This is a genomic window from Clostridium sp. chh4-2, assembly GCF_002899675.1.
Classification (GTDB): domain Bacteria; phylum Bacillota; class Clostridia; order Lachnospirales; family Lachnospiraceae; genus CHH4-2.
In genome coordinates this window covers 25,144-45,778 of sequence record NZ_PKUU01000017.1, presented here as the reverse complement: position 1 = coordinate 45,778, position 20,635 = coordinate 25,144, and the positions used below count along the sequence as shown (strand labels likewise).

The following is a 20,635-nucleotide window of genomic DNA, read 5'->3' as shown; positions in this document are numbered from 1 at the left end:
TTCCTCCATTTCTTTTGTTTTATTCCGCAATCCGGTGCATCCATTTTTTCGAAAGAAGGCGCCAGATACACAGCACACTCTTTAACACCGTATGACCCATAAGCGCAAAGTAAATCCAAAATGCCGAAAGATGCCACACCAAACCGGCCATATATCCCAAGGGAATGGAGATCACCCACAAGAAGATGATGTCCGCAATCATCAGAAATCTGGTATCCCCGCCTGCCCGCAGCACCCCTTTTGTTAAAATCATGCTGGTACAGCGGAAGAATACAATGATTGCAATTGCCTCCATCAGCTGTCCGGCAATCATTACCGTCTCCTCTTCCAAAGTGTACATTCCAAGAATGGGACCGCTGGTCACCAATATCAGCACGCAGCCGAATATTCCCAGCAAAACTGCCAAAAAGAAAAACGTAATTCCTTCTGTAAACGCCCGGTCTTCTTTCCCTTCTCCCAACGTATTTCCCACCACAGAAGAAGCCGCAGTTGCAAATCCCATCACCAGAATCGTGCTGATATGGGATGTCACATTGGTCACCGAATTAGCAGCCACAAAACCCGCGCCGATATGCCCCATAACCACAGACACCGCGCTGTTTCCAACCCCTAAAAGCATGTCGCTGACCATTACAGGGATGCTGTATCGGGCAAATTTTCCCAGCTGGGCCATGCAGGGCCGGAACAGGTCTTTGATCCGGTACTGTATCTTTTTGTCCACAAACAAGATATAACCCATAATAAAACACATCTCAAACACACGGGCCACTAAGGTACCGATGGCAGCTCCCTGGATTTCCAGCCTGGGCATTCCGAATTTTCCGAAGATAAAGACGTAATTAAAAAAGATATTGAGAAAAAATGAAATACAGGAGCTGTACATGGGGATCTTCATCATTTTCACACTTCTGAGCACCTGGGTGGACACGATGGAAACTGCATAGAAAATCAGCGTATACTGGAGAATTTTCATATATTTTACGCCGTATATGATCACCTGTTCATCCTTTGTATATACGGACAAAATCCAGGCTGAATTTCCCATCACAAATAACATACAGGCCGTTCCCGCGATCAGCACGATTCTGAACATCAGGGTCATGACCTGTTTAAGCTTTGACAATTCTTTGCTGCCCCAATACTGGGCGGTGAGAACAGCGGCCCCGCAGCCAACCCCCATACAGAAAATCTGAAACAGCATAACAAATTGGTTTGCCAGAGCGGACGCCGATAACTGCAGTTCTCCAAAACTGCCCAGCATCACGGTATCCATCAGGTTGATCCCGGTGGTGATCAGGCTTTGAACCGCTACAGGAAGTACCAGTTTCACTACATGAATATAAAAGTCTTTTTCTTTAATAATGGGCATATCATTTTATTCCTTCCATGCCGAAGCGTTTTGCGCAGGCACACGTTAAAATGCCGGCTTCTGGCCAAAGCGGGCAGGATTTTTGTCATCTCCGGCCAATGTGAAAATTGATATGGAATCAGCCTTATAAGCGAACTTAACGTCTGATTCCATATCAATTTTCCCGCCTCTTAACTGTTACTAATTATTCAAAATACAGATATTTAACGAATAAATCGTTCTGTCCCCAAACGTTAAATCCCTTTAACTCTTTCACCCAGGCCCAGTTTACGGCCAGACGGGTATAAGCATAAGCAGGAACATCATCCTGAAGGATCTGCACGATCTTATCGGTCAGCTCTTTTCGCTTTGCGTCGTCCGTGATCTGCGTGCTGGCAACTACCGCATCTTCCAGTTCCTGATTGAAATAGCAGGAGCGGTTGATTCCATCTTTCGCAAAGTAGGCATATCCCATATCTGCCACATAACCGGACGGAGCGGTAAAGGAGTTGGTAGCCATATCCCAGCCGCCCGCTTCATCGTCAATTGCGGAGTTATAAACCGCTTTTTCATAAGATGATATCTCAGCTGTCAAACCGATCTGAGACAGCATCGCCTGAACGATTTCGCAGTTCGACAGAAGGGTTTTATCCTCATTTGTTATGATCGTAATCTTAGTGCCTTCTGCGATTCCCGCATCCTGCAGCAGAGCTTTTGCTTTCTCAACATCTAATGCATAGTAACCGCCCTCTTCCCATTTCGGATCATAGTCGATCATGCCGTTAGATGGAAATGCAGTCGATATGGAACCGAATTTGTTCTGATAGACCGCCGCAAAAATTGCAGCGTTATCAATGGCATAAGCCACCGCCTGACGAACTCTTACATCGTTAAAAATGGAATGTTCGCTGCAGTTAAAGTAGAAAGAGTTGGATTTGTATCCCGGTTTGATGATTGCGTTAAAACGGTCGTCTGACTCAATACGGCCATAATCCGTCTGCCCCAGTTCCACAACCAGATCCACTCCGCCTGTTTCCAATTCAATACACCGTTGTGATACATCGTTAATTACTTTGATATTTACATTTTTAATTGCAGGCGTTCCTTCCCAGTAATCTTCATTGGCCACCAGCTTAGCTGAATTTCCTCCGATATAGCTTTCCAGCTTATATGGGCCGGTTCCAATGGGTTTTTCTGAAAATTTATCAGGGCTGTTGTTGTAGGACTCCTCATTCATGATTACGCAGCTTTTAAAGCAGCTCATAAAGTATGCATCCGGTTTGGTCAAAGCGATTTCAATGGTGTGATCGTCGATAATTTTGGTATTTTCAATGTCAATCGTCTTCACATACTGTTTTTTAGCCGGATCGTCCGCATACATTTTGATGGAGAACAAAACATCCTTTGCAGTAAAATCTTTGCCGTCCGTATATTTAACGCCTTGTCTCAAATGGAATGTATAATGGGTATCATCCGTCTGCTCCCAGCTTTCCGCCAGAATAGGGACCACCTCATAGTTAAATCCATAATCGAATAAAGGTTCACAAATCTGTTTGTAAATGATATTGGCCGACTGGCCGCCGCCTGTACTAAAGGGGCATAAGGATCCCGGATCTGAAGAAACCTGGATGTTGACCGTATCCCTGGAGCTGGCGGTTGGCATCACCATCTCCTGTGCCAAGGCATCCTCATCGCCGGCAGCTGATTTTGCATCTATCGTAGCCGGTGCGGATGTGGTTTCCGTCTGTGACGACTCCGCCGCTTTCGCCTCGCTGCCCGCCGCCGGCTGGCTTCCTTTGCCGGAACCGCCGCACCCGGCCATGCTGAACCCCATCACTACAGCCATAGTCAATGCCATAACCTTTTTTAACTTCATAAATACCCTCCATTCTGCCTTCTCAGGCATTATAATTTACAAATGATTAATCTCTTCCACCTTGCAGCAGGAAACAAAATGTCCTGGCATAATTTCCTTCAGCTCCTGCGGCAGATGGCATTTTTCTTCCACATAAGGACATCTGGCCGCAAACCGGCAGCCCGGCTTCGGATTGATTGGAGATGTGATCTCCCCTTTTAACAAAATACGGTTTTTCTTAACATGAATATCCGGTATTGGAATCGCCGACAATAACGCTTTTGTGTAAGGATGCAACGTATATTCAAACAGTTCATCCGAAGTGGTTTTCTCCACCATCTGCCCCAGATACATAACCGCGATTTCATTGGATATATACTTTACTACCGACAGGTCATGGGTGATGAAAATGTAGGTCAGCCCCCGCTGTTCCTGAAGATCCAGCATCAGGTTCAGGATCTGTGCCTGAATCGAAACATCCAGCGCGGAAACCGGCTCATCGCATACGATAAAGCTGGGGTTTAACGCCAGAGCCCTGGCGATGCCGATTCTCTGCCTGCGGCCTCCGTCGAGTTCATGGGGATAGGAGGTTGCAAGGCGTTCCGCAAGGCCTACCGTTTCCATCAGATTTAACGTTTCCTTCTCCATCTCTTCGTTGCTCATACCGCCTCTTAGCACCAGCGGTTCCTGTATGATCTCACTTACCGACATACGGGGATTCAGGGAAGAAAAAGGGTCCTGGAAAATGATCTGCATCTTTTCCCTTAACTGGCGCAGCTTCTGTTTGTTCACACTGGTCACATCTTCGCCTTCGAACATGATTTTTCCGCCTGTACTGTCCAGAAGATGTAAAATGGTTCTGCCAAGGGTGGATTTTCCGCATCCCGATTCCCCTACAACTCCCAGCGTCGTTCCTTTTTTCAGTGAAAATGAAACATCATCCACCGCATGCAGCGTTCCCTTGGGAGTAGGAAAATATTTTTTTAGGTTTTGAACTTCCAAAATCTGATCCACTCTATTTCACCTCCCCTGTTCTGATACAGCGGCTGTAATGCGTGCCGCCTAAATGAGCGAGCTGGATTTTATTGTTCCGGCATTCTTCCGTGGCATAAGGACACCTGGGTGAAAAAGAGCATCCCTTTGGAAGGTTCATCGGATCAGGCATCATGCCCGAAATGGGTTTCAGCCGTTTTTCTTTACTTTTTAAGCTGGGAAGGGAGCCGAAAAGCCCTTCTGTATAGGGATGGCTGGTATGGTCAAACAGTTCTTCCGCCGAACCGATTTCAACGATTTCCCCCGCATAGGCCACAGCCACCTTATCGCACATCTCCGCAACGATTCCCAGATCATGAGTGATGAGTATCATGGAGGTGTCCAGTTCTTTCTTCAGATTATTCATCATATCCAGCACCTGAGCCTGAATGGTTACATCCAGTGCGGTGGTTGGCTCGTCCGCCAGAAGCAGTTCCGGATTACACGCCAAAGCCATGGCGATTACCACCCTCTGCTTCATGCCGCCGGAAAACTGGTGGGGATATTCGCCGAACCGTTCTCCTGGAATTCCTACCATTTCCAGCATTTTAACGGCTCTGATTTCCGCTTCTTTTCTGCTGATATTTTCATGAAGGCCGATGGCTTCCGCAATCTGGAATCCCACCGTGTAGATGGGATTTAAGGCCGTCATCGGATCCTGGAAGATCATGGAGATCTTGTTTCCGCGAATCGTCCGCATCTCCCGCTCCGACATTTCAAACATATTTTTGCCTTCCAGAATAATACTGCCGGCGCGGATCTTGGCCGGAGGATCCGGAAGAATCCTCAGTATTGCCTTTGCTATTGTGGTTTTACCCGCTCCCGTCTCGCCTACCAGGCCCAGCGTTTCTCCTTTATTCAGAGAAAAGGAAACTCCGTTGACGGCATGGACGATATTGCCGTCTGCGGTATACTCCACCACCAGATCATTTACTTCGATTAATTTTTCCTGACTCATAGGTACCTCCTAGTTTTTCAGACGGGGATCAAGCGCATCCCTCAAACCGTCTCCCAGCATATTTAAGGAAAGTACGGCCATCATGATAACCACGCCCGGAATGATACAAAGGTATGGATAATCTCTGATATATGTTCTTCCTGCCGACAGCATAGCTCCCCATTCAGGCAGCGGCGGCTGGGCTCCCAGCCCCATAAAGCTGAGGGAAGCAGCAGCCAGTATAGATGACGCCACGCCCATGGTAATCTGCACGATCATGGGAGAAATGGCATTGGGCAGAATATGTTTTAAAATGATGCGGAAATCCGTGGCATTGATGGCGGTTGCCGCCTCCACATATTCCATTCCGCGGACGCTCATAAAGGAAGCTCTTGTCATTCGCGCATAGCCGGGGATCGTGGTAATACCGATGGCCAGCATTGCATTATTGATTCCAGGCCCCAGCGTGGTTGCAATGGCGATGGACATGAGCAGCGCAGGAACCGCCTGGAAAATATCCAGAAAACGCATCAGCAGGTTATCCACCCTTCCTCCATAAAAACCCGCAACAGATCCGATGATGATTCCCAGCGTGGATGCAATGGCAACCGATACGATACCGATTTTCAAAGACTGCCGTCCTCCATATAAAAGCCTGCTAAGTATATCACGGCCCAGGTTGTCCGTCCCAAACAGGTGGTCGCCTCCGGGAGCGGCAAAGATATGGTACAAATCCTGCTGCTCATACCCAAAGGGCGCAATAATGGGAGCAAATACAGCGGCCAGTGTCATGAGTACAATAACTACCAGGCCCAGCATAGCCATTTTATTTCTTTTCAACCGGTGCATGATGATTGAAAACTGGCTTTGTTTTTTCTTTCTCTCTTTTACTTCCGTCACGTTCCTTTTCCCCCTCTACGCAGTTCTTTTCTTCGCCGTCTGATACCTGGATTTCATTCGCGGATCAGCGAAAGCGTACAGAATGTCAACGAGCAGCATGGACAGTGCAAATATAACGGCTACAAACAGCACTCCGCCCTGGACAACCGGATAATCACGGCTTTTAATAGCTGTAGACATATAAGATCCGATTCCCGGTATGGAGAAAATGGATTCTGCAATAATGGCTCCGCCCATCTGGTGTCCAAGCATGGTTCCCACCTGAGTGATGATGGGGATCAGCGCATTGCGGAGAGCGTGGCCGTAAATAACCTTTCCTTCTTTCTGCCCTTTTGCCCTGGCAGTTATAATGTAATCCTGGCGTATGACTTCCAGCATTCCCGACCGGGTCTGCCTCGCCAGCCCCGCCGCACTATGTACCCCAATGGAAAAACACGGCAGAATATAACAGGTCCAGTGGCCGATTCCCGTAGCCGGCAGCCACCCCAGTTTCAGTGAAAACAAAAGCACCAGCATGAGCGCAAACCAGAAGTTCGGCATGGACATACTGAAAAGCGCCACCAGCATGGATGCGTTGTCCTTCCATGTATACTGGTTGACCGCAGCCATAACTCCCAAAGGAATTCCGATTACCATGGCGATCAAAACGCTGATTCCCGCAACTCTGAAGGTATATGGAAATCTCTGCAGCAGTTCAGTCATAACCGGGCGGTCATTGATATAAGAAGTGCCCAGGTCAAAATGGAAAAACGCATTGTAAACATAGAGCAGGTACCGTTCAAAAAACGGTTTATTAAGTCCTAATTCCACCCTGCATGCCTCCAGTTCCGCCGGGGTGGCTTCCGCTCCCATAATAATTGCGGCGGGATCTCCCGGTGTGAAATACATCAGCGTGAACACCAGAAATGATACGCCCAATAAAATGGGAATCATCCATAAAATTCGTTTTGCTACATAACGCCCCATTCCCTTATTCGGGTTTTATGAAAACTAAAACCCTACTCTCCTTTCCTTTTGATTTTTCAATCATTATTTATCTTTATATAAGCAAAACCCGTGCCAATTTTTCTGCCTATTTGATACTTTTTATTTGTTTATTTTTGCAATAAAGTGTTTTAATATTTAATCTCTTTTACCTAAAAGACTTCATTTTTCCAAACACGGTCTATTGAAATGAATATTTCACATTTCAAACGATGAAATACTCATTTCATTAAGCGGATTTTACGCAAAATAAAAAAGACCTATTGCAGGTCTTTTCTATCCTTCCCTTTCTGGTACTATATTCTTCTCTCCCGATGCGTACCTTCATTTCTAAACTGATCCTACACAAATTCCTTTCTCCCTGAAGCGTCGGCTATCATCAATTCCCCTCTATACTTGGCGATTGTCCGCCTTGATATTTCAATTCCTGCTGCCTTTAACTGATCCGATATCTTCTGGTCGCTTAAAGGCTTCCGTTTATTCTCCTGTTCAATCACTTCCATGATCTTCTGTTTCACATCTTCCGGCGTAACAGGGCTTTCGGAAGCGCCCGCCACTCCCTTCACAAAGAAATAGTTAATCGGGAACACTCCCCTGGAGCACTGCAGGAATTTATTGCGGATCGCCCTGCTCACTGTGGACTCATGGATCTCCAAACGGTCTGCAATCGTCAAAAGGTTCATAGGCACCCGTTTTCCGTTCGGATTCTCAAAAAATTCATGTTGAATGGCAACAATTTCTCTCGTCACCTTCCTAAGGGTATTTCCCCTCTCTTCCACACAGTGCTGCATCCACTGGGCCTGATGATACTTATTCTTTATGTATTCCTGGACTTCCCGGGAGGAATCCTGATTCATCATCCTCAGATAATACCGGTTAAATGTAATTCTCGGAGTGTTCAAGTCATTTACCAGAATCTCAAAATAATCCTCAAATTTAACCACTGTGACATCCGGTTTTATATACCGCAGCTTCTCTCTGGAACTGAAACTGTTGCCCGGTATGGGATTCAGCTTCTGTATCATCCGGTAACAGAGATCCACCTGTTCCACCGTAATCCCCATCTGTTCCGCCACCTGGACAAAACGGTGTTTTCCCAGATCTTCCAGATGCTGTTCCACCAGCTTGGAAACCTGACCGAACAGTTCCTCTTCGATCAAACCTCCGTCCCTCATCCGCTCTAACTGGATCATCAGGCACTGGCCGGCATTCTGAGCTCCGACACCGGCCGGTTCCACCGACTGAAGAATCTTTATATACTGCATAAGGCGGCTGTGACTGATCTTCAGACCCTGGGCCAGCGCCCAAGTATCCTCTTTCAGATATCCCTTGGAATCCAGGGAACAGACCAGAAATTCCAGGAATTTCCTGTCTTCCTCCGTATCAGCTATCATAATCAGCTGGCTCATCAGATAATCTTCCAAACTGTTTTCTTCCATTGCGAAATTCCACGGCGTCTTCTCCTCCGACTCCTCATACTCCTGGGCATAATACAGCCGGTTCTGTTCGTCCGCATGATTCAGCCATTCCAATTTCCTCTTTAAATCTTCATTTTCATTGGTTTCATTTTTCTCATTTCCATATAAAAAACCGGAAATCCCCTTTTCCATCTCTTCCAAATCGATCAAAGGATTTTCAAGGGCCTGTTTTTGAATATATTCTTCCAGTTCCTGCACATCCATCTGAAGGATTTCAGCGGATTGGATCATTTTCTGCGATAAAACCTGTTTTTGTTCCAACGACTGCTGGTAACCCAGTTCTAACATTTCCATCATCCCGTTTCTTTTGTGTTATCAAGCCTGCAATCAAAATTCTTCAAAAAATGCAAAGATGCTTTCCAGCTCCTGCACCCAGGCGTCCGAGTGATATCCGCCTCCTATCATCTGAAATCGGATGTCAATCCCCTGTTCTTTTAATTCCAAATACCTCCGCCTCATGTCCTCCGGATCATTGGAATCCTCTGTCCCAACCAGAAAATAAATAGGTGATTTCTTCAAAGCTTCCACATCCAGATATTCCGTAAGCGGCATGGCTCCCGTAGGAACGCCTGCCCGAAACAGCCAGGGCCATTGGGAAAGCACATGAAATGTACCCACGCTCCCCATGGAGTTGCCCATTACAAATATATGATACCTGTCAATATTCCATTTTTCAAGCACTATGTCCAAAACCTGTTTCAAATAATTTTGAGCCACCCTGTTTTCCCGTACTACCTGAGCCGGATAGAACTGGGGCTGATCCGTCTTTACCTCCGGCTCGGGAAACATGTGGACAGGCGGGATCACCCCTCCGTAATTGCTTCCATGCACAAAGGAATTGGGAGCCAGCAGGATATAACCGAATTTTTCCGCATAATACTGGAGCTTTTGACCGCTTCTGATAAACACCGTATCGGAATTTCCATTGCCTCCGTGAAGGCAGAGCAGCAATTTAAACGGCTTCGTTCCATCGTAAGAAGACGGTATATACATGCGGTACACATTAAGCCTGTTGGCCTCCGGCATCCATACCGTGTCATAGATATCCCCGATGGTCTTATTAAACCGGAAATCAAGCCTGCGTTCCGTAAAATCCTGGCTGGACGGGCCGTCGAATTTCAATGCGCTGTCCTCTTCCCTGTCACAGATTCCTATATATTTCCCGATGCGGTACACATATCTTCCGAATATCTTTTCCATGGTTTCAGCAACCGGTATATAAAGCCATTCGTCCTTTTCAAAAGGAACCCGCTTTAACATGATCATCTCTTCACCGCAGTCCACATTCCGGTAATTGGCTTCAAACTGTATTTTAATGCCTCCGCACTCAACAGTGCCGGTACCGGACATTTTCCAATCCGGGCTGAATATCTTTACAAGATCAGGAAGAGCCATATAAATATCCCCGTCATCCTCCACCGTCTGACGGCTCAAAGTATGGGTGTATTGGTTTAACATCACCTTTTTGCTGCCCGGTGAAACGATCATTACTCTCTGTATAAAGCAGTAATTTCTTCCTGTATAAGGTGATTTCGTATCTTTTATTCCTATCAATTTCATATGCCGCTCCATTTCTGCGCCGCTGACTTTACCTGGGCCCATGGCAGCAGCGCAGACATGGGCTTATGTAGGAACGCCGGTATACCGGGCGTTTCGCTCCGGTGCCTGAATTCTATCGTCTCAGGGTTCACTTTATATATTATGTATTTTACAATTCACTATTTAAACAAGCAAAAAGCGTGCCAACAATTATCATTGATACCCGTTTACATCCGGGAACGGTAAATATTGGCACCATTATTGCTTTGAATTGTTTAGAAGTAGATAAAAGAAAAAACCAGCTGTGAACAGCAGCAAATCAGAAGGAGGTTATTAAAATGGGAGTGATCCATTATGACTATTATTCAGCCGTCTTAAACTGTGCAACCAGAATCACCATCACCCTTCCCGATATCGGCAGAGGCCCTCTCCGCGGAAAAAGTCTGGATGAAATCTATAAACCAGGGCGTAAGTTCCCCACCCTCTATCTCTGCCACGGCGGATCCGGAGATTCTACAACCTGGTACAGAAACACTCAGTTAGAATTATTCCTAAATGAAAAGAATATGATGTCCGTATCCATTGACGCTCCGGAGACATTTTATTGTGATATGAAATATGGAAGGCCGTATTTTACTTATCTGACCGAAGAAATCCCAAGACTTATTCAGACCCTTTTTCCCTCATCCCCATTGAGGAAGGACAACTTCATCATGGGCTTTTCCATGGGAGCCCACGGGGCCATGAAAGCCGCTCTGCGCTGCCCTGATAAATTCGCCGCAGTTATGTCCATCTCAGGCGCCAAGGACCAGGTAAAAATGAGAGAATTAGCAGAACAGCGGGGAATTAAGGCCAGCTTCAACGTGATCGATGCGGCCTTCGGCCCCAAAGAAGAGGTAAAGGGAAGTGAAAATGATCTGATCTGGCTGGCAAAACAGCTTGCTCAGTCAAATGCAGAGCCTCCCATGATCTTCACGGCCTGCGGAACCGAGGATTACGGTCTGCCATTATGTACGGAATTCCATGAATACCTGGACAGCCTGGGGCTTAAAAATAAATTTATAACCCAGCCTGGAATTCACGATTATTATTTTGCCAATAAGATACTAAAGCTGACTTTGGATGAATTGTTCGAGGTTGATGATCCGGTTAAACTTATTTGACCTCTTCCTGAGGAGTACTACAACCTCGATAATTTGAAAATAGCGTGTCATTTCCAAAGGACTGTGAAGTGTAACTTTAGTTCCTTCACAGTCCCTAATTGCGTAACAGAAACAGTTGTTTTTTCTTTTATAAATTGATATACTTACTATACAAATTCCCGGACGTTAATTCTAATTACGCCCGGAATCCATCGGCAGAATCCTGCTATAAATCCCATTTTATTTATGAAGTAAAAAGTGTACTCAGATAGTTACTCTTCACGGCTCCGGGAACCTCTGCTGTCCGGCCTTGTACCGGCAGTTTATACGGCCTTTCCTGTGACTTTGCAGGGCATTAGCAATTCTTAATGCGCAGAATTTTTCGTTCAAGGGAAATGTCCACCTGTTTGAGCGTCAGCGAGTTTGGGCATTTCCCTTGGTTTTTAGAAAGGTTCTGCACGTTTAGAAGCGCTTATGCCCGAAACCGGAACTGGAAGGGCCGTATAAACTACCGGTACAAGGCCGGACAGCAGAGGTTCCCGGAGCCGTGAATTGTAACATCAGATACTGTAAATTCGGTAAGACATAGAAGAATTCAATTGTATTATCCTGCTCATTTCTGATATAATGGATGTAACAGGAAGATTTCTTTTATATCTTATCGTTCACAATGAAAGGAAAAGGATATGAAAGAAAAGAAAAACAGTACAATCAGGGAAATCCATGACCAAGGAGCCAAAGCGGTGTTCGAAGATCCCATCTTATGCGCAGAATTTTTACGGGATTATGTGAATCTGGATATTTTAAAGAACATTACACCAGAACAGATTACGAATATATCCGAACGTTTTGTGTCCCTGTGGGACGAAGAACGCAATTCGGATACGGTGAATAAGATTGAACTTGGGGATGGAAGCATGTTGTATTTTATCGCTCTGATCGAACATCAATCATTAGTGTCATTTGAAATGTGCATGAAACTCCTTCGTTATATGGTAATGATCTGGAATGATTATGAAAAAGAGATGGAGAAGCTTTCTAAAGGAATAACAAAAACCAAAAATTTTAAGTACCCTCCCATCCTGCCCATTGTATACTATGAGGGGACCGGCGAGTGGACAGCATCCAAGAGGCTCTCCGAGAGGATTTATCTTTCAGATATCTTTAGAGAATTTATCCCTGATTTTGCATATAAAGTGGTACGGTTACATGATTACACCAATAAAGAAATCATTGATTTCGGCGATGAACTGTCCTTAATCATGCTGATAAATAAATTGCGCAATTCAAACGATTTTAAAGATCTACAGGAGATTCCTCCAAAGTATTTTGATCATTTGGAGACTCATACTCCAGATTATCTATTGAATCTGATCAGCGCAATTGTAGCAGCATTTCTGCACCGACTGAATGTACCTAAGAACGAAGTAGCCGAATTCACTGATATGATTAAAGAAAGGCGGATCAGTATGTTATTTGACAGTTTTGAGGCATATGATGTGCAGGAAACCAGGAAGGTGAGCCGGGAAGAGGGTAAGATAGAAGGCAAGATAGAGGGAATACGGACATGTGTAGTTGATCTTTTACAGGAACTTGGTGAACTTCCGGAAGAACTGGCTTCGCGGATTACTGATGAAACGGATATGAGTGTTTTGAAATATTGGCTAAAGCTGGCTGCCAAAGCGGAGACCATTGATGAATTTGAAAGCAAAATATCCGAGTGATCTTATATACCCATTCATCTGATAAGCGCGGATCAACGTTTTCTCCTTATCAGCGGCAGCTTCCCTCCTCTTTTAATCCTCCCACAAGAAAAGGCAATACGCTGCCCCATAAGGTTCTTTCTTGGCTTTGGGTGCGGGGCTGTGCCGGAGGGTTAATATCCCAGTGTACCGCCATCTGAATACGAACCGTAAAAATGAACGTGACTGACGAACACATGCATTTTGTGTCCGACAGTCACGTTCATTTTTATGGCGAGTAGGAAGCCCAGCGGACACGGGATATTAACCCTCCGGCACAGCCCCGCACCCAAAGCCAAGAAAGCCCCCCATAATGGCACGTACCGCCTTTTCAATTCACCATATTTTTTATTTTCCTTCTCTGCTTGGCGCCGTCTTTTCCTGTAAGGCGCTTATCGGCGCCAGCACTGCCATATTCTTATCCGGATAGTATTCCATACCGATTCCTGTCCCAACGAGCCGGTCCGGCCCGACGTAGATATGTCCGTTTATCTCCATTTCACCGGAAATTTCCATTTGAAATCTTTCTTTCACATAATCCACCGAAACCAAAATCTGATTCTGATCTGTTTTCACTGCCGGAGGGTATTCCATCATCCGGTCTTTATAATCTTCCACAATGCTGGAACTTCCCGGAACCATCACGCTCTTTTTCACCACCGGTCCATTTTTTAGATGCCGGTCAAAAAAGAACCGTATTGCAGTTGTTATCTCAGGCTTCATTCCGTATTCACCGTTTGTATTGCTGAACATAAAGCAGTCCGCGCCATACCGGTTGCATTGTTCGAATGTTCTGTAAGTCTGTCGGTTGGGAATATCCACACGGGTCATGCCCAGGCCGGCGTATAAAACCATGGGAGGACAATCCGGGCCGATGTAATTGACCGGGCTGGCTGCTCTGGCACGATTAAGCATTTCATCCATTTCCGGATCTGAGCCCTCTTTACCGCTCTCCATATAATCCCTGAGCACTTTAACCCCTTTTCCTTCCCCTGCAAATCCGATCACTTGAGCTAAGGGGGAAAATGGGCCGTCCGTATTTTTAAATTTCTGAAGCTTTAATTCTTCGCCGGCATGGGAATATTCATCCAGCAGATCTTTTCCCATATAGAGCAGATCCGACCAGCCAAATCCCACTGCCGCCGCTTGTACACGGCTGGAAATGCCTTCGTTTCCGCCTACATTCCCTTCCAGCTCTTTAACCGATCCTGATGCCGCCAGCATGAGAGCCGAATTTCCGCCCAAAGACTGACCATAGCATCCAATCCGGTCCGGATCAATTCCGAGTTCTTTTGCGTGGGCACGGATATACCGGATATTCGCCTTTATATCGTAGATATAATCCGGAAAACAGTTCGGCGGATATGGCCGCAGGTCAATGCTCACCACCGTGTAGCCATTTTTGATGAAATCCATTATCTGCGGGCGTATCATGGAAGGAGTGGCGCTGTATCCGTGTATGTACACAATGCAGGGGGCTTGATTACTGCCGTCCATCGAACGGAACACTTCCATATACAGTGTCTTGGAATCCGGAACAAACAGGATATCTTCCCTGACGCTCACCGGAACCCGGTCCAGATACAGGCTGCGTTTTGCCGGAAACAGGAAATTCCCTTTATCTCCACCCCGGTAATCCTGGAGAATGCCGTCCATCACCGGATACCCTTCCTGCCGGAAGCGGAACCCGGCTTTAAAACAGGCGGCCCCATCCTTCATCTCATACTCCATTTCAAAGGAATCTGACCGGAACTTATGCCAAATGCCGTCGCAGTAAAGATAGGTATGCTCCTTAAAAAAGTACAAGGATCCGGGGCCTTCATAGTCTCCCATCTCCACAATGCCGTTATAAACATTTTCCGTATGCTCTATAAATGGTATCCGCACAAAGGAAGCCAGCTCTCCCCCCTGATACAGCCTGATCTCAGGCAGATTTTCCGGGTCGTACATGTTGTGCTGGAAACACTGGTCGTTGGCACAGGTAATGGTAATCCTGATCCTGCTTCCCTTTTGGAATACATAAGAAACAGGTTCTATATGAAACTGCAGATGCACCGGATTATCCATTCCTTCCTCTAAACAGGCTTCCATATCCGCCCGCATACAAGGATGGTAATAAGCTCCGCACTCATTCCACGCTTTCCTTGGCACGCTGGTTCTGTGGGAAGCCCTTTGACAGCCAAATGACACGTATTTGGAGGTCCCGTCCGGCATCACTTCTTCCAAATAGACGATGAAATCAACATCCTTTTGGGTACATGTGACCCATAAATCCACGCTGGTCTCACCTGTCATCTCATTTTCATACATCTTAAAAAGAGGAGCGCTGGTAAACGTCAGCCCTTTTTTGTCCACGCCTTCCGCCATATCCCCGTCCCAGGTCAGATGCATCCGGTCCATGGTGCCGCCGTCTCCATTGTCAAAAACCTGAATGGAGGTATCAACCTGATACTCCGCGCAGACGGTTTCCTCCGGTTTATGCTGAACCAGGCTGCCGTCATTGACAGACGCTATGCTGCCCGATTTTTTTCCCGACAGATAGAGCGTCATCGGCCTTACCGTTTCCAGAGGCCACGTATCGCTGCACCTCCAGTATTCCCCCGGGTTCGCCTGCTGGGTATAATAGATGAACGGCGGTTTCTGGAAATACCCGTTGTCTTTGTCCTTTAATACCGCATCAAACCATTTTAAATGCTCTGATTTAAAGTCAAATTCCCCTTCCGGAAATCCCTTGGTGCCCCGCCTGCTTTCCCGGTGGTCCCAAGGCCCTATGATAATGCTTCCGCCCCATTCTTTCGCTGCCATCATCTGCCCAAAAGCGCCCGATTCTATAAATCCTGCAAACTGATGCACCTTGATTTCGCTGTTTTTAAATACGTCCAGGTCCGTGTCCGGCGGGATGGTCAGGTTGGTGAGTTCCCCGTTCAGATTGGGATTGGGGTCATCCCTGCACATATCTTCCAAAAGCAGCCAGCCCATAAATGCATGATTTTTACCGTATTGTCCGCTCTCATATGCCTCATACGCCATGGTTCCGTCCGGGTCGTCATCTACCGGAACCACAATTTTTAACAGTTCTTCCTTAGACAGTTTTTCTTTCGGAACCCGGCTTCCCGACTGGGTTCTTCTGCGCGGAAGGGCAGAGACCCCGTTAGGATAATCCTGATAATAAAAATCGGGATTTGCAACCACCGGAGTAATGGCCTTCAGAGCATTCCCCGGGGCCGGTTTTGCTACCGCTGAAGCGAACTGAATCAACCCGCGGTTCGATCCCCCGTAGGTAGCAACTTTCCCATTGCTCCATTCCTGGGCCTCAATCCAATTCAGAATGCAGGTAACATCCTGTCTGTTGTCAATGCTGCAAAAACTGTCATTGGTTCCGTAGGATGCGCCGCAGCCCCGCATCTCTGCCACTACTCCCACATATCCGTAAGGTACGCAGTGATGGATGATATCCGGTCCGCTGGCATCCGTAATATCTCCAAATCTTCCGCCTCTGGAAATCAGCAGGATAGCCGGAAATGGCCCCGGCGCCAGTGTACCGTCTTCGTTTACAGGCCGTATGATGTCGACAGCCAGTCTCGTATCATCAAAACCGGGTACATATAAGGAACGTTTCTGATAGGATGGATATACTGGTTCTCCAAATCCTGTGTATTGGCCCGGCAATGTGTTTCTTTGCATAACAGGTCCCCCTTCTCATTTCAATTATTTTCCTGTTATTATTACAAGCAAGAAACGTTCCAATATTTTAACAAAATAAGGATTCCCCCACTAACATGAGGTCAAGACTATCCGGCACCGGATAAAAGGCAGCAAAGCTGCCATGTCATTTTGAACGATATATGGGTTCAGAATGTGGATTGAAATAATATTGTTCTTCTATCCCGAATTTTTTCATCCGTCTCCATAAGCTAGTTTTGCTGATTCCCATCAGTTTGGCTGCCTGTTCCCGATTTCCCTTCGCCTGGTTCAGGGCTTCTAATAGGCGCTGCTTTTCTTCGCTGTCACCGGATGACCCGAGAGCGGACGGTCTTTTTTCCGGTTCCTTTAAAGCACTGTGAACCGCTGTTTCTGCGGCTGCTGCCATATCCGCTTTTCTCCCCGCATTTTTGTCCGCACTTTTGTCCGCTTCCCCATCTGCTTGTCCAAAATCGGCTTCGATCACCTCGAAATAACTGTCATTTAACTGCTGTATAACAAATTCCCTATCCACGGTCCGTTTGTTGGAGATGATGACCAGACGCTCGCAGAAATTTCGAAGCTGCCTTACATTTCCCCGCCACGGATATCGGTCCATCACCTCCATCGCTTCCCGGCTCAGCTCAATCTGCTTCTTGTTCAGTTCTCCAAAATGCTGGATAAAATGATCCGTCAATATTTTAATATCGCCTTCTCTCTCCCTGAGCGGCGGGATTTTCAGCATAAGCACATTCAGCCGGTAGTACAGATCCACCCGGAATTTCCCCTCTTCCACCAGTTTCTTCAAATTTTTATTGGAAGCTGCCACAATCCTCACGTCCACCGGAATCACCCTGTCGTCCCCGATTCTGGAGATAACGCGTTCCTCCAGCACCCTTAAAAGCCTGATCTGCCCCATGAGATCCATTTCCGATATCTCATCCAGAAAAATAGTCCCTTTATGGGCTAATTCCAACAAACCTTTCTTTCCATTCTTAGCCGCTCCGGTGAACGCTCCGCCCACATATCCGAACAGCTCGCTTTCCAGCAGATTATTGGGAAGCGCTCCGCAGTTGACCGCCACAAACGGCCCGTTTTTCCTGGAACTCTGATTATGGATGCTCTGCGCAAATAACTCTTTTCCCGTTCCGCTCTCCCCATAGATCAGCACATTGGAACTGTGTTTGGCGAATTCTTTGGCATAAGATTTGGCCAGCTCCATTTTCTCAGACTGACCGATAATATCGTCAAAGTTATATTTGGCCACTAGGCCCCTGTTATAAAATTCGGCTTTGATCTTCTGTTCCACCCGCTCGATCTGCCTCAGCTCTTCAAAATGGAGGGCCGCGCCGCTGACCGATCCCTTGGTATAAATGGGAAAACTGTTCATAACTAATATACGGTTGTCAAACTCCACCAGTTCCCCGTAAAATCCGGTGGCTGTATCCACTACCTTCTGCACCAAACCGGGCTCCAGGCTGGGTATGAACTCATAAATGCTTTTCCCGATAATATCGTTTAAATCCCGCTTAAAATACCGTTTTAACTGTCCGTTGCCCTGCCGTATGATTCCATCCCGGTCCATGGAAATAACCGCATTAAAGCTGTTGTCCAGAATGTTTTGTATCTCATCATTCTTCTCCTGAAGCTGCTTTCTGGACTGGGCCAGGACATCCGCCATCATAAAATTATCATGCAGAGTTTGGATTTCGGGATTCACCTGATAGTAAGAATTGATTCCCAGCCTCTTCATCACCGCATTATGCCTATTTCCGCAGATCACCAGATCAAATCCACGGGCCAGTTTGATCATGTCATCACTCACTTCCCGGCCTTTAAAACACACATTTACAAATTCCGCATTAAACAATTCATCCAGAATTTCCATATTCAGAGGCAGTTTGTAACTGGAAATGAGCAGCACTTTTTTCCGTTCCACACCGAAAAATCCGGGATTATTCTTCTTATAGCCGCAGAGGATTGCAATTGTTGTTTCAAAAGAGAATTTCACGGGCATCACATAGGCCCTTTTTGCCATTTCACTGATCCGGCTGGCCCAGCTTCCCCGGCACAGGATAATATCAACTCCCATATCTTCCCACTGGCTGACATAGGCCTTTATTTCTTCGTTGGCCGCATCTCTGGCAATACGGAAGGGAATTACTTCCATTCCTATTTCTTCCGCTATTTTATAAATCGGCTCTTCCAGATAATCCTCAGTCAGCATGTATAATAATTTTGTCATACGCTTATCGCCCCGTTCCCCTCTTTTATCTAATTTAATCTTAAACGCGATTTTTTTCACTGTCAACATGATATGAAATCAATCATTCATTCCCTCATCATTCCTGAAAGAGCAAAAAGGTGAAACACTCATTTCTCATTTGAAATGAATATTTCACCTTCCTTTATCAGATCCGGGTTCCGGTGATTTGATGCATTACCGTTTTGTCAGCCTCTTTTCTCGGCACAACTGCATGATCCGGTATGGATATCTCAATCTCATCGCCAAGGAAACGGCATTTATATGTATAACCGCAGAGCAGGGAATCGCTCCGCAGCGTAAATACAAATGTATCCGGGCTCTCCCAGCCTCCGCTCAGCATGGTCTCCCATTCGTCATAATAAAAAATCCGGTCCAGATCCGCAATGTGATCCGGGTCATTTTTATTCAGCAGATAACCCGCACCCGGATTCTTGATCCAGTGGCCGTCTGTGCCGCAGCGAAACTCCGTCTCTTTATTCCTCCAAACAGAATGAATCCGCACTTCACCGTCTAAAAATTCAAAGCCGATCTCCTGTTGTCCGACTTCATTTTCTTCCAGCTTGTATCTGCTGTTCTGCACCATTTGAGCCGCCGTATCCTCAAATATCCCCGTATCCGGAGCCAGATTCAGCTCCCCGCACATCCTTGTCATCGTCTCATATGCTTGAGGATCTTCCTGCCTCGGCATCAGATAAAGGTGAGGGAATATCTCTTCAAAAAACACATCCAGGATACGGCGGTTTTTATGTTCTGTAGCCATGATTCCCACAGCCATATTCTGATCCGGCAGCACGATACCGAACTGCCCCTGTCCGCCGGAAAAACGGAAACCGCCCACCCGGTTTCTCCACATATGAAAACCATAGCCTGAATTGGAATCCGGCTGCCCCGAATTGGCATCATTGTAATGATGGCTGGGAGAATGGTGCATCCCTGCCATTACCGCCAAGTCCTCACGCAAAAGCTGTTTTCCTTCCCAGGAACCTTTCTGCAGATAAAACTGGGCCAGCTTTGTCAGTGCATCCGGGTGGAATTGAATGGTGGAAGAAAAAAACAGCCCTTCCGGCTCCGTGTAATTATTAGTAAATTCAATGCCCAAGGGTTCAAATACTCTCGGAGTCAGATATTCTCCCAAATCCATTCCCACAGCCAGACGGATCAATTCATTCATCACATACTGCGCCCCCATATCATACCGGAAATACGTCCCCGGCTCATAGGCCGGACGCACTTCAAAGAACGTCTTAATCCAGCAATCGCTTTTCCCCCACATCTGAAACAGCGTATCACAGTCATGTCCTGTATTCATGGTAAGCAAATGGTATATGGTAAGCCGGTTCCACCGCTCGTCTAAATCCTCAGGAATCCACTCTTTTGGAAGTTTCGGCACCACCAGATCATCAAGATTAAAATAACCTTCCTGAACCGCAAACATCATACCGGTAGCCACAACACCTTTAGCCGCAGAAAATATCCGGTGAAAGCTGTTTTTTGTATAAGGAGCCGCCACCGCATCCACAACCAGACTGCCGTTTCTCACAATCTGAATGCTGTGCAGTTCAAGCTCTTCCCGCTTCATCCGCTCAAAAAAATTGCTCACCGCCCAGGACGGAATTCCCTGAGCTTCCGGCGTGCTCGTCGGCATCCTGCCGTTTACCAGCATCATATCTTTCATATTTTTCCTCCATCCCATAGATTGTTTAATTGATATATAGCAAAAAGCAAGCCAAT

At 46.5% G+C, this 20,635-nt stretch carries 13 protein-coding genes; 2 read left to right on the top strand and 11 right to left on the bottom strand.

Annotation, left to right across the window (positions count from 1 at the left end):
* Positions 1–19 precede the first annotated feature (19 nt).
* The 8 genes from C0033_RS17310 to C0033_RS17275 all read right to left on the bottom strand — a co-directional run bounded on the left by C0033_RS17310 (position 20) and on the right by C0033_RS17275 (position 10,094).
* A complete protein-coding gene (locus C0033_RS17310; protein ID WP_103229155.1) occupies positions 20–1,369 on the bottom strand; it encodes an MATE family efflux transporter in 1,350 nt (449 codons plus the stop codon).
* 184 nt (positions 1,370–1,553) lie between these two features.
* Positions 1,554–3,224 carry an ABC transporter substrate-binding protein gene (locus tag C0033_RS17305; RefSeq protein ID WP_180994788.1) on the bottom strand — a complete coding sequence of 557 codons (1,671 nt, stop codon included), beginning with the start codon at positions 3,222–3,224 and terminating at the stop codon, positions 1,554–1,556.
* A 36-nt stretch (positions 3,225–3,260) separates the two neighbouring features.
* On the bottom strand, positions 3,261–4,217 hold the full coding sequence (locus C0033_RS17300) for an oligopeptide/dipeptide ABC transporter ATP-binding protein (RefSeq protein WP_103229153.1): 957 nt from the start codon (positions 4,215–4,217) through the stop codon (positions 3,261–3,263).
* Position 4,218: 1 nt separating this feature from the next.
* Positions 4,219–5,193: an ABC transporter ATP-binding protein gene (locus tag C0033_RS17295; RefSeq protein ID WP_103229152.1), complete on the bottom strand. Its 975-nt coding sequence runs from the start codon at positions 5,191–5,193 to the stop codon at positions 4,219–4,221.
* 9 nt (positions 5,194–5,202) lie between these two features.
* Positions 5,203–6,072 (bottom strand): ABC transporter permease, encoded by an 870-nt coding sequence (locus C0033_RS17290; protein ID WP_103229151.1) that lies wholly within the window; start codon positions 6,070–6,072, stop codon positions 5,203–5,205.
* 15 nt (positions 6,073–6,087) lie between these two features.
* The gene (locus tag C0033_RS17285) at positions 6,088–7,038 is read right to left on the bottom strand and encodes an ABC transporter permease (RefSeq protein WP_103229150.1); all 951 of its coding nucleotides are present in this window, start codon (positions 7,036–7,038) and stop codon (positions 6,088–6,090) included.
* Positions 7,039–7,397: 359 nt separating this feature from the next.
* Entirely contained in the window at positions 7,398–8,831 is a 1,434-nt protein-coding gene (gene rpoN, locus C0033_RS17280) for an RNA polymerase factor sigma-54 (protein ID WP_103229149.1), read from the bottom strand.
* A 30-nt stretch (positions 8,832–8,861) separates the two neighbouring features.
* On the bottom strand, positions 8,862–10,094 hold the full coding sequence (locus tag C0033_RS17275; RefSeq protein WP_103229148.1) for a hypothetical protein: 1,233 nt from the start codon (positions 10,092–10,094) through the stop codon (positions 8,862–8,864).
* 317 nt (positions 10,095–10,411) lie between these two features.
* Between C0033_RS17275 and C0033_RS17270 the strand changes: the two genes are divergently transcribed.
* Positions 10,412–11,236, top strand: a complete 825-nt coding sequence (locus C0033_RS17270; protein ID WP_103229147.1) for an alpha/beta hydrolase family protein — start codon at positions 10,412–10,414, stop codon at positions 11,234–11,236.
* A gap of 665 nt (positions 11,237–11,901) precedes the next feature.
* A complete protein-coding gene (locus C0033_RS17265; RefSeq protein ID WP_103229146.1) occupies positions 11,902–12,939 on the top strand; it encodes an Rpn family recombination-promoting nuclease/putative transposase in 1,038 nt (345 codons plus the stop codon).
* A gap of 366 nt (positions 12,940–13,305) precedes the next feature.
* Here the strand turns inward: C0033_RS17265 and C0033_RS17260 are convergent, their stop codons facing one another.
* From C0033_RS17260 to C0033_RS17250, 3 genes are all read right to left on the bottom strand, one after another.
* Complete coding sequence (locus C0033_RS17260) at positions 13,306–16,641, bottom strand: CocE/NonD family hydrolase (RefSeq protein ID WP_103229145.1); 3,336 nt, start codon at positions 16,639–16,641, stop codon at positions 13,306–13,308.
* A 145-nt stretch (positions 16,642–16,786) separates the two neighbouring features.
* The gene (locus C0033_RS17255; RefSeq protein WP_103229144.1) at positions 16,787–18,952 is read right to left on the bottom strand and encodes a sigma 54-interacting transcriptional regulator; all 2,166 of its coding nucleotides are present in this window, start codon (positions 18,950–18,952) and stop codon (positions 16,787–16,789) included.
* A gap of 97 nt (positions 18,953–19,049) precedes the next feature.
* The gene (locus tag C0033_RS17250) at positions 19,050–20,579 is read right to left on the bottom strand and encodes a serine hydrolase domain-containing protein (RefSeq protein WP_180994787.1); all 1,530 of its coding nucleotides are present in this window, start codon (positions 20,577–20,579) and stop codon (positions 19,050–19,052) included.
* Between the last annotated feature and the right edge of the window lie 56 nt (positions 20,580–20,635).